At 46.1% G+C, this 14,755-nt stretch carries 11 protein-coding genes and 1 pseudogene; 7 read left to right on the forward strand and 5 right to left on the reverse strand.

Features of this window, described 5'->3' with window-relative positions; genetic code table 11:
* From BMW61_RS22265 to BMW61_RS04210, 6 genes and pseudogenes are all read left to right on the forward strand, one after another.
* A pseudogene (locus BMW61_RS22265) lies at positions 1-182 on the forward strand (ISNCY family transposase); the annotation flags it as partial.
* Positions 183-1,171: 989 nt separating this feature from the next.
* Complete coding sequence (locus tag BMW61_RS04190) at positions 1,172-2,890, forward strand: glycosyl hydrolase family 18 protein (protein ID WP_091819993.1); 1,719 nt, start codon at positions 1,172-1,174, stop codon at positions 2,888-2,890.
* Between the two features lie 120 nt (positions 2,891-3,010).
* Positions 3,011-4,069 carry an L-threonylcarbamoyladenylate synthase gene (locus tag BMW61_RS04195; protein ID WP_091819994.1) on the forward strand — a complete coding sequence of 353 codons (1,059 nt, stop codon included), beginning with the start codon at positions 3,011-3,013 and terminating at the stop codon, positions 4,067-4,069.
* Positions 4,070-4,149: 80 nt separating this feature from the next.
* On the forward strand, positions 4,150-4,587 hold the full coding sequence (rpiB, locus tag BMW61_RS04200) for a ribose 5-phosphate isomerase B (protein ID WP_022760399.1): 438 nt from the start codon (positions 4,150-4,152) through the stop codon (positions 4,585-4,587).
* Positions 4,588-4,693: 106 nt separating this feature from the next.
* A complete protein-coding gene (locus BMW61_RS04205; protein ID WP_022760398.1) occupies positions 4,694-5,176 on the forward strand; it encodes a deoxycytidylate deaminase in 483 nt (160 codons plus the stop codon).
* 14 nt (positions 5,177-5,190) lie between these two features.
* Complete coding sequence (locus BMW61_RS04210; protein ID WP_242876615.1) at positions 5,191-6,408, forward strand: cell wall hydrolase; 1,218 nt, start codon at positions 5,191-5,193, stop codon at positions 6,406-6,408.
* On the opposite strand, the gene BMW61_RS04215 is transcribed toward BMW61_RS04210, so the two are convergent.
* Positions 6,405-6,884 (reverse strand): ribonuclease FAU-1 family protein, encoded by a 480-nt coding sequence (locus tag BMW61_RS04215; protein ID WP_091819997.1) that lies wholly within the window; start codon positions 6,882-6,884, stop codon positions 6,405-6,407. The genes BMW61_RS04210 and BMW61_RS04215 overlap by 4 nt on opposite strands.
* Before the next feature lie 109 nt (positions 6,885-6,993).
* Here BMW61_RS04215 and BMW61_RS04220 point away from each other — a divergent pair, with 109 nt between their 5' ends.
* Positions 6,994-9,552, forward strand: coding sequence for a hypothetical protein (locus BMW61_RS04220; protein WP_091819998.1), 2,559 nt, complete (start codon positions 6,994-6,996; stop codon positions 9,550-9,552).
* Between the two features lie 104 nt (positions 9,553-9,656).
* Here the strand turns inward: BMW61_RS04220 and BMW61_RS04225 are convergent, their stop codons facing one another.
* The 4 genes from BMW61_RS04225 to murC form a co-directional block, all read right to left on the reverse strand.
* On the reverse strand, positions 9,657-10,847 hold the full coding sequence (locus BMW61_RS04225; protein WP_022760394.1) for a ribose-phosphate pyrophosphokinase: 1,191 nt from the start codon (positions 10,845-10,847) through the stop codon (positions 9,657-9,659).
* A gap of 12 nt (positions 10,848-10,859) precedes the next feature.
* Positions 10,860-11,828, reverse strand: a complete 969-nt coding sequence (locus BMW61_RS04230) for an ATP-binding protein (RefSeq protein WP_022760393.1) — start codon at positions 11,826-11,828, stop codon at positions 10,860-10,862.
* A 21-nt stretch (positions 11,829-11,849) separates the two neighbouring features.
* Positions 11,850-12,881, reverse strand: coding sequence for a DnaD domain protein (locus tag BMW61_RS04235; RefSeq protein ID WP_081646619.1), 1,032 nt, complete (start codon positions 12,879-12,881; stop codon positions 11,850-11,852).
* 285 nt (positions 12,882-13,166) lie between these two features.
* A complete protein-coding gene (gene murC / locus BMW61_RS04240) occupies positions 13,167-14,552 on the reverse strand; it encodes a UDP-N-acetylmuramate--L-alanine ligase (protein ID WP_091820128.1) in 1,386 nt (461 codons plus the stop codon).
* Positions 14,553-14,755 lie beyond the last annotated feature (203 nt).

The following is a 14,755-nucleotide window of genomic DNA, read 5'->3' on the forward strand; positions in this document are numbered from 1 at the left end:
GATATATATCTATCCCGAAAAGAATCTACGTGCATATCCAGGGATACTGCGCGGTACTGAAGAATGGGATAACACCTATAAAATCAGAACCGTCGTTGAAAGAGATATCAATCACATGAAAGAGAATCTCTGTCTTGCAGGGCGTCGCACACAAAATGAAAAAACATTGCATGCTGATCTAATTCTTGCAGGTATCACTCAGCTCATCACCGTCGTTCTAGCTGACAAAATCAAACATCATGAGTATATCCGCAGTGTAAAACCGCTAATCGCGTAGGACTTACCAACTTCATTAAGCCATATGCTTATTAAAGTGCGCCTAAAACTGTCGGCTTACATTTTATTTCAGAGGATTCATGCCCTGCATGAATTTTCCTTGTCTAAATTCAAGATTGCGAACGAGCAAAGCGAGTTTCGCAATTACCTAAAAGGTTGTTATATATGTATATATAGTTATTAAATGTTATAGGAAACAACTGCATGTGTCAATACTTCTATCGACATGTTTAGTAATTTAATATATAGGTTAGAATTATAAAAAAATATAAAATTGAAATTAGGTGTTGACAATATGATTTTGGTCGTGTATATTACATAATCGTGGTGCCTCTGAGAGTACGTATCGGAGAGGAGGCATGGTACACAACATTTGAATATTACGATTGTTCCGTCGTTCTTGACGGAATGTCTTACAAGTTCATCCGAGAATCATCGGAAGAAATGAAATCCCTGTGAATTATTTTTTAATTAGTACAAACTTACAACAAAGTATTAACTTGCAGGAATTGTTTTAACTATAGAAATGAATTTTTACTATAGGAATGAATTGTGATACGAGAAGAGGCACCAGTGCCAATAGCCTCGGCTCGTAATCCCACTTCGCATATCAAAAAATTTTTGAAATAGCAATTAGATTTTTTAAAAGCGGTTAAGGAAACTATCACTAATGTTACATCTAACTTTTGAGCCTTCTTTTGGAATCTAACCTTTGATATTCGAATTTTAGTTGATAAATATTGAACTGGAGGCCCCACCACCGGTTACGACACGCATAATTAAGACAAATAAAATGTGTCAAATTTGGTATGCGGGGTGCGGATTACAGAGCCGCCGGCAAAATGGCAATTAAACTACATAATATGGTATAATAAGCGATTGGAAGGAGTCACAGATGAAGAAAAAGATTAAACCGGTGATTTTCATAATCGCTCTTATTATATTATTTGGACTTATATATGCGGGTCAGCTTGCCTTCGAGCGTTTTTCCTATACGAAGGAACGTGTGGACCTTAATGAATACTATGGCCTTACTGACCCTACACAGGCTGTTTTGATCCTAAATGACAAGCTCATGGAGGAGAAGGCCGGATATTACAATGATAGATATTACCTGGACTATGACCTCGTCCAGACAGACATAAGCAACAGATTTTACTACGGCGCTGATGACGGGATTCTGATTTATACAGGTCCGAACGCGATTTATACTGCCACGGTCGGTGAGAACACCATCACCTCTTCCGCGGGAGACAGCGAGGATCTGGGCTTTCCGGCATCTCTGCTTGAGGGCGATAAGCTCTATGTGTCTGTGGATTATCTGAAAAAATTCGCTTCCATGAAATATGAGAGTTTCGCTGATGAAGGCCCTGCCAGAATCAGGATTTATACGGCGGCTGCCGGGGAGAGCCAGAACGGAACCCTTAAGAAGGATATTGCTATCAGGAAGCTTGGCGGTAGGAAGAGTGAGGTTGTAACCGAGGCTCCTGCCGGCACGGTTACTGTGATCGAGGAGATGGAGGAGTGGTCCAGAGTCATCTCATCCAACGGTCATATCGGATATGTAGAGAACAAGCATATCAAGGATATTGCGCCCGTAGTAGTGAGCGTGGACGACGGTGAGGGAAAAGTTGCCCTTGGAGAGTATACTTCTATGTCACTTGGATCAAAAGTTAACATGGGATTCCATCCGATAGGTGGCATCCAGGGAAATGAGACGGTTTCCGGTATTCTTGCGCAGGCTAAATCCTTGAACGTCATTTCACCCACCTGGTTTTCGCTTGATGGAAATGAAGGAAATATCTCGAGCTATGCAACTCATGATTATGTCACTGCAGCGCATGCGGCAGGAGTGCAGGTCTGGGCGGCTGTTGATAATTTCAATAATCCGAATGGCTGTGATACGGAGGCTGTGGTTTCACATGCGGCTTCCAGAGCGAATCTTATTGCGAACCTCATGGCGCAGCAGGCTGAGTTTGGCTTTGACGGAATAAATGTGGACTTCGAGCTTATCGATGAGAGCTATAGCCGTTCTTATCTGGAGTTTTTGAGAGAGCTGTCGGTGGCATGCCGCCAGAATCAGATTGTTTTGTCTGTCGATGACTATGTGCCGATGGATTTTAACGATCACTATGACCTTACCGAGCAGGGAATTGTCTGCGATTACGTAATTATAATGGGATATGACGAGCACTATTCCGGTTCGTCCGAGGCAGGCTCTGTTGCATCCATCGGATATGTTGAGAGCGGTATCCAAAAAGCCCTCGAGCAGGTTCCGGCAGAGAAGCTTGTAAATTCCGTGCCTTTCTATACAAGATTGTGGACGACCAGCGGCGGAGAGCTTTCAAGTAAGGCTTTTCATATGGACGGCGTAGCAAATGTGATTTCCGAAAAGGGAATTGAGCTTAAGTGGGATGAGAACACATGCCAGTACTACGGCGAAGCAACCGCTGAAAACGGCGACTTCTACCAGATATGGAACGAGGATGCGAGATCCCTTGAGGCTAAGCTGAATGTAATGCAGAGCGCCGGCATCGCCGGAGTTGCGGAGTGGGCCCTCGGGTTCGAAACCGCAGATGTTTGGGATGTAATTGCGGAGTATATGAGTAAATAAGCCGTCCCCTTGGGGGCGCTCGACGTCCGGGGGACGTCGGTCCAGCGCGGACCGGAGCGGAGCGTAGACAGGTGGCGCGAAGCGCCGGATGAGGGGAATAAAGATATACCAAAGGAAACCATGAACACTGAATTAATTCAAATTAACGAAAATAACATAGACACCGCCGCCCTTGCGGCCTTGCAGCGAGCCGGCACAATCCTGAAAAACGGCGGTCTTGTCGCTTTTCCAACAGAGACGGTCTACGGTCTTGGTGGAGATGCACTTAATCCGAAGTCTTCCATGAAGATATATTCCGCGAAGGGCAGGCCCTCAGACAATCCGCTGATAGTGCACGTTGCGGACATGGAATCAATCGAGAAGATAGTAAAAAAGCTTCCGGAGGCGGCTTACAAGCTTGCTGAGGTGCTTTGGCCGGGACCCCTTACTATGATAATGGAAAAATCGCAGGTAGTTCCCTATGAGACGACAGGAGGTCTGGAAACCGTTGCGATAAGGATGCCCAGCAATAAAATCGCAGCTGAGCTGATCAGACAGTCGGGCGGATATATCGCGGCACCTAGCGCAAATCTCTCGGGAAGACCAAGTCCCACCGAAGCAAAGTACTGCATCGAGGACTTAGACGGCAGAGTTGATATGATAATTGACGGAGGACAGGTTGGAATCGGCCTGGAATCTACTATAATAGACTTAACTTCGGATACGCCCATGATTCTGCGCCCGGGATATGTGACGCAGAAGATGCTTTCCGATATTCTCGGGGATGTTAGCATTGATAAGACAATTCTCAGTGCCGACAGCGGTGTTAAGCCCAAGGCTCCCGGGATGAAGTACAGACATTATGCGCCAAAAGGCGATCTTACTATAGTTGAAGGCGAACCTGATAAGGTTACGGCATACATTAACGAGAAGATCTTGGAGCACAGCAAAAACGGAGAGCGAACCGGTGTCATCGCAACAGATGAGACTCGTGATAAATACAGAGCCGACGTCGTAAAATGCGCGGGAAGCCGAGAGGACGAGGAAGAGATTGCAAGAAATCTTTTCAGTATTCTGCGGCAGTTCGACGATGAGGATGTAAAATGCATGTATTCCGAGGCTTTTGATGATACGGGACTCGGACAGGCAATAATGAACAGACTGCTGAAGGCAGCTGGACATAAGGTAGTGAGGGTGTAAAGCTGGCCCCTCATCCGGCGCTACGCGCCACCTTCCCCCCAAGGGGAAGGCAAAAAAATAAAGAAGAGGAGAATGAAAAAATGATAGCACTTGGAAGTGACCACGGCGGATTTGACATCAAGCAGGTGGTAATCGAGCATCTTAAGGAGAGGGGCATAGAGTACAAGGATTTTGGTACCTATGATAAGAACTCCTGTGATTATCCGATTTTCGGAAAGGCGGCAGCAGAGGCTGTTGCAAGCGGCGAGTGTGAGAAGGGAATCGTTATCTGCACAACAGGTATCGGTATCTCAATTATCGCCAACAAGGTAAAGGGCATCAGATGCGCTCTTTGCTCAGAGCCTCATTCAGCGAGGCTCACCCGTGAGCACAACGATGCGAATGTACTTGCCATGGGCGGCGCGCTTATCGGCCCCGATATGGCAATTGATATTGTGGATACATTCCTGGACACAGAGTTTTCAGGACTTGAGAAGCATGTGAGAAGAATTGGGGAGATCACGGACGCGGAGGCGTAAATCCCCTCATCCGGCGAGGAACCCCTCATCCGGCTGCTACGCAGCCACCTTCCCCCAATGGGGGAAGGTGGCGCGAAGCGCCGGATGAGGGGAAAGGAGGAAGAGTATGAAACGAGAAGATTACATTTCCTGGGACGAGTATTTCATGGGCGTTGCAAAGCTTGCAGCTATGCGCTCCAAGGATCCCAACACGCAGGTGGGAACTTGTATTGTCAGCGAGGATAATAAGATTTTATCCATGGGCTACAACGGTTTCCCGATTGGCTGTGATGATGATGATTTTCCGTGGGAAAGGGACGGCGAGGATGAGCTTGCCACAAAATATCCCTTCGTAACCCATAGTGAGCTCAATGCCATCTTAAATTACAGAGGCGGCAGCCTTGAAGGGGCTAAGCTTTATGTATCTCTTTTTCCCTGTAATGAATGCGCAAAGGCGATAATTCAGGCCGGCATAAGGACTGTCGTGTATGACAGCGATAAATACAGCACCTCAGCTGCAACAAGAGCATCCAAGAAGATGTTCGATGCGGCGGGAGTGAAGTATTATCCTTATAGCAGGTCAGGTAAGAACATACACATAGAAATATAATCAGAGGAAAACCAGTGAAAAGTTATTGGGGTAGAGTCATGCGGCTCGTCGCAGTAACAATGGCGATAGTTCTGTGCATAAATTGGGGGAGTGCGGGAACTACAGTTAAGGCGACCGAGGAGACTAAGAAAGCTTTGCAGGACGCAAAGGACAAACTCAATGAGACCAAGGGACAGCTGAGTGAGACTCAGGATCAGCTCGATGACAAGAAGGAAGATATTTCCAATCTGCATCAGGAAAAGAGCGTTCTTGAGAATAAGCTCGACGACCTGAACAGTCAGCTTACGGAGGTTAGCAACAATCTTTCGGATCTTGAAAATCAGATCGATGCCAAGACCGATGAGATCAACACGACCCAGGCTGAGCTTGAGGCCGCAATCAGCACTAAGGATGCCCAGTACGCAGCGATGAAGAAGCGTGTGCAGTTTATCTATGAAAAGGAGAGCTTCATGCTCATGGATATGCTGACGGATGTGGGCAGCTTTGCGGATTTTCTTAATCATAGCAGTTATGTTGCGTCTCTTTCTTCCTACGATAGGAAGATGCTTGATCAGTACAAGCAGACCTGTGCGCAGATCGATGAGAAAGAGAAGACTCTTCAGTCAGAGAAGACTGAGCTCGATCAGTGTAAGGTTGAAGTTGAGGCTGAGCAGAGCCGCGTATCGGGGCTTGTCAGCAAGACCAGTGGCAGCATAAGTGAATACAAGAAGAATATATCGACCGCAGAGGAAGAGGCCAAGAATATCGAGAGCAAGGCGAAGGAGTATGAAAATCAGGTAGCTGAGCAGAATGCCGATGTAAAGGCTCTTGAGGCGAAGCTCGCTGAGGAAATTCGTTTGTCAAAATTGGCGGCTAAGTCAAAGTGGAGAAATATTTCGGATGTTCAGTTTGCGGAAGGAGACAGATATCTTCTGGCAAATCTGATATATTGCGAAGCGGGTGGAGAACCCTACGAGGGAAAAGTCGCCGTTGGAGCGGTTGTTATCAACAGAGTGCTTAGCTCTGTTTATCCGGATACTGTTGTAGGTGTTATTTACCAGAATGCACAGTTTTCACCCGTGGGTAGCGGAAGACTCGCGCTTGCGCTTGCAAACGGAGATGCAAACGAGGCCTGCTATCAGGCAGCAGATGCCGCTATGAGCGGCGCAACGAACGTAGGAAACTGCGTTTATTTCAGAACACCGATTCCGGGGCTTACCGGAATCAATATCGGCGGGCATGTGTTCTATTAACGTAACGCCTTAATTATCGGCGCCTCAAGCGTCGAGATACTATTTTCATAAATCGCATCCATCAGATTCCCCAATGAATGAAGCGCGGTCTTGAGCTGTTTTTCATCAATAAGCTTCTGCTCGAAGGCCTCAGCCAGTTCATCCAGGTCGAGGATGCGGATTTTGCCGTCGGGGTAGATGACTACGTCGGCGAGAAGATCCAGGGTTACGATGGAATTTTCCTCGGGACCCTGCTGATATTCGACTATATCGCAGTACCAGTACATGAGACTGGAGTCAGCACGATAGAATTTGCTGATCTTATAACCGCGTTTCAAATAATAACAGGAATAGCCGTGTGACAAATCGGACCGTGGGTGTATCGCTTCCCACTCTGTGACAATGGTGTTATCATCACATTGCAGGATACGGTCATCCTTTAGCAGAATGCATTCATTCGGAATAATACGTTTACGATATAGAACAGGGTAACTCATGATTCCCCCTATCTGCGCACTTGCGCTTTTTATCTGACGTTTTTAAGTTAGAAAAATATTACCGCGATGAGTGTAAGAAGTCAATGGAATTAAGGCATAAGGATTTATAATGAAAAAAACAATCATCAAGATTATATATACAATCGTTGTTTTTATTGTTTCACTTCTTCTTATTGGGCATTTCACCAATGTTGAGACAGTTGATATGACTGCCAGGATGGGTGCGCCCACTTTTCCCACAGTGACCTTTGAATCGGGCGGAAAACAGATAAATATGCTCCACGGCTATGCGCAGGAGATGGATGTTGCGCACATGCACGGGGAGATTATGCCTACCGATGCGCAGAGAACGATTTCTTTTCAGATGAACACCTATGGTGAGAGCATCTCTGATTTGAAATTTGAGGTCAGACAGGTCTCGGGCAACAGCCTGGTTGAGAACTCGGATATCACCGATTACTCGCAGGACGGGGATATTATCAAGGGAAAATTCCAGATGAAGGATCTAATTGATCCGGGAAAAGAGTACATACTTGTTATTCTGGCAAATGTAAACGGCAAAACTGCAAGATATTATGAGAGGGTTATCTGGACCGAAGAGGATAACGCTTATCATACCAGAGAAATCGTTGATTTTGCGCTGAATTTCTCGAATATGACTTTTAATAATGCGGAGCATTCGGAGGAACTGGCAAAGTATCTGGAGTCAAATGCGGATGGGGACAATACTTCCTTTAGCCATGTGACGATCAACAGTAGCTACGAGCAGGTGACTTGGGGTGGTCTTAACATTGTAGCACGTACAGATCCCAAGGTTTTTGTGAGGGATGTGCATCCCCAGACTTCCATAATTGTTCTGGATTATCAGGTTACTCAGAAAATCGAGGACGGCACGGAGAAGCTCTATAACGTAGAAGAGGCTTACAGAATCAGATATACTTCGGATAGAATTTACCTCCTCAATTTTGACAGAACGATGAATTATGTGTTCAATGCGGACACTTCGGATATTACGGACAATGTTATCAGCTTGTGGATCACCGATCCGAACGTTACCGTGAAGGAGAGCGATGGCGGCGGTGTTTTCGCTTTTGTAAGTGAGGATAGGCTCTACGTTTACAACGGCACGGGTAACAAAATCGCGCTGGTATTCGGTTTTTACAATGATGAATATACTGATGACCGCGCGACCTTTATGGGCAATACGATTCATATTCTGAGCGTGGATGAGGCCGGAAATGTGGAATTTGTGGTTTCTGGCTATATGAACCGCGGAGATCATGAGGGCTATGTTGGTAATGCTGTTTATAAGTACGATTCACAGCTAAATACCATAGAGGAGATGGCGTTTATCTCATCCAAACTTCATCAGGATATCATAAGGTCCTATTCTGAGAAGGTGCTCTATATAAGTACAAGCGGTGCTCTTTTCATAAAGCTTGATGGCGATGTGTATATGATCGACCTGGATTCCAGAAGTCAGAAGAAGCTCATTGAAAATCTGTCTGAGGACAGATACTGCATTTCTGAATCGGGAAGTATTATTGCATGGCATTCAGAGGATAAAAAGACGGTGCAGATCATGAATCTCAGCACCCAGGTTACTTCCGATATTGAAGCTGAGAGCGGTGATTTTGTGAAGGTTCTTGGTTTTATGGGTGAGGATCTCGTGTATGGTATGGCGCATGAATATGATGTGCACAGTGACCGCATGGGAAGTACGGTATATGGAATGCACAGCATTCATATCGTAGACAGCGATGGTAATATTCTGGAAAATTACAGCCCCGACCAGGGCGTTGTGACCGGTGTCAGGATTGAGGATAATGTCATAAGGCTTTCCCGTGCACAGTGGAACGAGGGCAGCCAGTTATACGACGAGCTCATAGACGACCAGATCATGAGCACTCTGAAAAAAGAGGTTGGAAGTAATTTCATATCTGTTGCTGCAACCGAGAATTACAAGAATATCACGCAGATAAACGTCAAGAGTAATGTTAAGAAGAAGTCGCTTATTCTGCAGACTCCCAATATGACGCTGTTTGAGGGAAGCCGTGATGTGCAGATAGACTCTGACAGGAGCATGGATGATAATCCCTACTATTTTGTCTACGGCCTGAATGGTTTGAAGAGCATCTATGACAACCCTGCCGAAGCGGTTAATGATGCCTATGACGCTGCCGGAGTTGTAGTAAACGACATCAACCAGTATGTATGGGTTAGAGGTAATCTGCTGACTTCGAACCAGATTATGTATATAACCAATCTGGCTGAGACCAGAGAGAATATGACCGCCGAGAATTCAACGAGTGTCTGCCTTGATATGATCCTCCAGCACAGAGGAATCAATGTTAACGTTGATTCTATGCTGGAACAGGGCAAAACTGTTGTTGATATTTTGAGTGAAAGTCTCGTGAATGCCAAGGTTCTCGAACTCGATGGCTGCAAGATGGAAGCGATGCTCTATTATGTAAATCAGGACATCCCCGTCATGGCAACCTTAAACGACGGCAGCAGCCTCCTTATCATCGGCTTCAATGAGATGAACACGGTTCTCATGGAACCCACCACCGGAAGAGTCTACAAGTTCGGAAGAGAAGACTCCAACAACTTGTTTGAGAACAACGGAAATCACTTCGTCACCTACTTACCGGGGGTAGAGAATTAATAAAAGCCTTCCCCCCCAAGGGGAAGGCAGTATTCTTCCCTTCCCCCGGAGGGGGAAGGCTTTAAATTCAAAGGCCTGCGAGCAACGCTCGCAGGCCTTCCTTTTTAATTATCTAATTCGCCATTATTATATCTGGCAATAATACTATTTATTCTCTCAACCGGGTTAAGCAGGTCGCTGATGGATGCGTCGTGGTTGAGTGTGTCGATGAGGTAAGCAATGTACTTACTCATATCGCAGCTGATGTACCATTCTCTAGAGAGAAGCTCGGGAGTCTGGTAGATCAGGTTGGTGGTGAGGATTCTGTCGATGAGGCCTTCGTTGTAGGCTTCGTCGAATCTCTCAAGACCGCTGGTGAAGAGGCCGAAGGTTGAGAAAGCGTAGATGTGAGCTGCTTTTCTCTGCTTAAGGGCTTTGGCTACATCGATGAGGCTCTCACCTGAGGAAATCATGTCATCTACAATGATAACATCCTTGCCCTCAACGGAGGTGCCGAGGAACTCGTGTGATACGATGGGGTTACGTCCGTCCACAACCTGAGTGTAGTCACGGCGCTTGTAGAACATTCCGACATCGAGACCCATAACACTTGCAAGATAGATTGCACGGCCCATTCCACCCTCATCGGGGGAGATGACCATCATGTGATCTGAATCAATCTTGAGATCCTTGATATTTCTCAAAAGTGCTTTAATAAACTGATAAGTGGTACGAACTGTCTCGAATCCGTTGAGCGGGATTGCGTTCTGTACTCTGGGATCGTGAGCGTCGAAGGTGATTATGTTATCAACACCCATGCTCACAAGCTCCTGAAGAGCGATTGCGCAGTCAAGAGATTCTCTTGAGGAGCGCTTATGCTGGCGGCTCTCGTAGAGGAAAGGCATGATAACTGTGATTCTTCTCGCTTTACCGCCTACGGCTGCGATAATTCTCTTGAGATCCTGATAGTGATCGTCAGGAGACATATGATTTTCTTTTCCAAAAAGTGAATAAGTTAATGAATGGTTACATACATCGACCATGATGTAGAGGTCATCACCTCTGACTGACTGCTTGATAACACCCTTGGCCTCGCCGCTTCCGAATCTCGGAACCTCGGCCTTAAGAAGATAGGACGGGCGCTCATAACCTGTAAATGCAAGGCTGCCCTTGTGCTCGTTCTCGCGCTCCTGGCGCCACTTCACAAGATAGTAGTCAACCTTCTCCCCCAGTGTCTTGCACCCCTTGAGTGGGATAATTCCCAGAGAACCAACGGGGATTGTTTCAAGGTTACGTTTTTCTTCACGTCTTGGCATTGCCAAAATTCCTCACTTTCTGTTCTGGACCTTTTTCATGATGCGTATATCCCTGCCTGTAAGCTTGCACAGATGATACGTGCTCGCAATTCTCGAAGATACACGCTCAGAATACATGGACTTGATATCGTCCAATGAAAAATTAGTAGTGATAATGGTAGATCTGTTCCTGATAAGTCTCTCATTAATACAAGTGAAAAGCTGCGGAATCGAGTTATTGGTAACATGCTCGGTTCCGAGATCATCGATTATGAGCAGCTCTGTGTTGTACAAGTCATCCAGGAGTGTGCGCAGCTCATCCGATTTCTTGAAATCGAAGGAGTTGGTCTGCAAAAGCGAGAACAGGGAAGCAGCGCTGAAATACAGCACGGAATGCCCCATATCCAGTATCTCCTTGGCTATACAAATTGAAAGGAACGATTTACCAGTACCAACTGTACCATAAAAGAGCAGATTTGGGTATAAAGTTTCAAAATTCTTAATAAATTCTTTGGAAGTTTTAACAGCTCCGCGGAAGTGATCCAGGTCCTCGCCCGTGTAATATTCCTCGGACATGAGGTCAAAATTGGCGTCCTCAGCGAGTCTGTTGATATTCGACTGGGCATAGAGACGCTCTATAACTCTCTGCTTAAAACAGGAGCATTTTTCACTGCCAACATAGCCTGTGTCCTTGCAAAGGGGACACTCATACTGCATCTCAAGGTAATCTACGGGCAGATTGGCCTCGCGAAGAAGGCTCTTTTTCTGCTCGGAGACTTCAACGAGCTGTCTGTGGAGCTCGGATCTGTCCAGTTTCTCGCCATTTAAAAGTCTGCGGCCGAAGGCGGCGCTTCTCTTGCCTGTTTCCTGCTCGAGTACAAGGTATCCGGGAACATGCTGCTCTACGTACTTGATGCGCTTGGTGAGCTCGCGGCGCTTGATGGTGCGAAGCGTCTCATAATCGTGCATTATTTCGTCGTACTGAGTATTTGTTAATGCCATAATTCTGCCCTACCTTCCTGATTAATTATCAAGTAACTGATTCTCAAGACTGGATAGATCATAATCATTTTGTTTGAATTGATGAAAACGGTTATTGGTTTTTACGGCTTCTGCCTTGCGGGAGCTCTCTTTGCGGGCTGTCTCTTTTCCGAAGGCTCCGTCGAGTGCCTTTACATCGGAGAGTGCCTTAACTCCTGCCTTGAACCAGCTCTTCAGGATGCCGTCGCAGTACTGAACGCGCTTAACCTGTGTCTGAAGCACGGTGCGTCTGCAAGCCTCTGTGATGATGGTGAGGGAAAAGCCGTATTCAGCCTGCCATCTGTCGAAGTACTGAAGCTCTGTCGGAGTCGGAGCGTTCTGCATTCCGAGCTCCTTCATTATCTGATACGCGGTTCTGGTGGCTGTGACCTCGAGAGCTGCCTGCTCGGGAGATGTGATGCCTTTTTCATGCCAAGCCATAGCTACCTTGCGTACATAGTCGAAATCTGTCTTCCCTTTGCCTACGCAGTGCTGAAGTAGGTAGTCAAGAAGGTCCTCGGAGAATTCAAGGGTATCCTGAATATAGTAGATTGTCTTGACTTCGCTACTGTTGAGTGTTCTTCCAAAATACTGTTCAGCTACGAAAAGCATCTGAGGATTGTCCTTATGAGGTGCTTTTTTCTCCGGTGTTTTTTTCACTACAGAATATCTTGATGGTGCTTCGTGCTCAGGTGTGCGTACAGAATGCAGACCTGTGATCTTTGCAGCTTTTTTGGGAAAAATGTCCTGCATATGAATCCCAACGAGCATGCCTGAACCGTCGAGCTCGAGGGATATAAGCCCCAGCTCCTCCCAATACCTGAGGGCTCGCTGAACATCCTTCTCAGTGTAGTTAAATTTATCGGCAAGGTCACAAACACTTGTAGCCATGCCTGAGCACATCATACGAAGCAGATAAAGATAGACCTTTATCTGAGCATCGTTAGCATCCGCAAGATATTCATCTATAAAAATGTTGGAAAGTGATGTCGTTGACATCATAGAATTTTGATTGATAGTTACTCGCCCCATCATGTGTTGTTTCACCCACTTTTTTCATATTTTTTCTCTTAATTCGTTTTGAATTATACACCGAAGAGGACCGGCTGCAAATGGGAAAAGTGACGAAGAAATGTCAGGTGGGGACTGAGCTTAAACATTTTCGAACCCTTGTGGACATTGTGGATAACGTGGATTATTTTATAAATTTTTTATAAAAATCCGCTGAATCAAGAGGCGGCGACCAGATGATGTCAGCGGATGTTATCCACATGGTATTTCGATTAAATTGTATAAGGTGTAAGTGGATAGAGTGGAAAATCAAAGACCCAAAAGGTCATTGGCGATATCTACCACATTCCCTGCCCCCATGGTTATCAACATGTCATCCTTCGTGCAATTTTGTAGAAGAAATTTTTCTATCTCATCAAAGGACGGAAAATAGAAACATTCATGTCCGAGGGATTCGATTTTCTCCTTCAGGGTTCTGGAGCTGATGCCCAGATTGTCGGTCTCTCTGGCTGCGTAGATGTCAGCGATGATGAGCTTATCCGCAGGCAGAAGGGCATTTGCAAACTCGTCCATCAGCGCCTTTGTCCGTGTAAAGGTGTGAGGCTGGAAAACTACCCAGAGAGTTTTGTGCGGATAATTTTTTGCAGCACTGAGTGTCGCAGCTATCTCTGTCGGATGATGAGCATAGTCGTCGATGATGGTGAGACCGTCCACACATCCTCTGTATTCGAAGCGCCTTCCGGTTCCTGTAAAGGATGTAAGACCAGCGGCGATCTCTGCCTCGGGAACATCAAAAACGTCGGCTGCAGCAGCAGCAGCGAGGGCGTTACCTACGTTGTGCTTTCCGGGAACCTTGAGACTTACACCGAAGGATGATCCGTCTCTTCTATTAATAGTGAAAGAAGCGTTGCCGAAATCATCGTAGGTTATATCTGTAGGATAGTAGTCGAATTCATCGGTAAAACCGTAGGTTTTTATGCCACACTTTAAGCCGTCTGTAAGTTCTGACAGATTCGGGATCTCTCCGTTTATAACAAGAGTTCCGTCCTCGGGGATGAGCTCTGCAAACTTGTGGAAGGAGTTCCTGATGTCATCAAGGTCCTTGAAGAAGTCGAGGTGATCCGCATCCACGTTCAGAATAATTCCAACTCCCGGGAAAAAGCTGAGGAAGCTGTTGGTGTATTCGCAGGCCTCGGTTACGAAGTATTTTGAAGCACCGATTCTGATGTTGCCGCCAATGTCCTTTAAATTTCCTCCGATTGAAATGGTGGGATCCATGTTATTCTCAAGAAGTATCTTGGAGACCATCGCGGTTGTGGTGGTCTTACCATGGGTTCCCGCAACATTAATAGGAAGGTAGTAGTGCTTCATTATCTGACCGAGAAGCTCAGCTCTTGTCAGCATCGGGATTTCAAGCTCCTTTGACTTTGCAAACTCGGGATTATCGGGATGAATGGCAGCTGTGTAAACCACGAGCTCAGGCTTATCGCCTGCGGTGAGGTTATCTGCCTTTTGTCCGATGTAGACTTTAATTCCGGCCTTCTTGAGATTCTCTGTTACGTCAGACTCGGCTCTGTCTGAGCCGCTGACCTTGAAACCTCTGTCGGCAAGTACCATGGCGAGGCCGCTCATTGAGATGCCGCCGATGCCGATGAAATATACGTTTATTGGGTTATCAAAGCTTATCTGATACATATGCGTCCTTTCGTATTTCCCCTCATCCGGCGCTGCGCGCCGGATGAGGGGATTCCTCTTTTCTATAAAAATACATCTAATATGTACAAGTGTCAAAATCCTTCCCCCGAAATACCTCCCAAATCTTGTGAAAAACTCGCCAGGATTTTTGTAAACTCGTTCCCTTTAAATAATTAGTGTGATATACTTTAAATGGTGGTTTA

The organism is Butyrivibrio sp. ob235, from assembly GCF_900109475.1.
Taxonomy (GTDB): Bacteria; Bacillota; Clostridia; order Lachnospirales; family Lachnospiraceae; genus Butyrivibrio.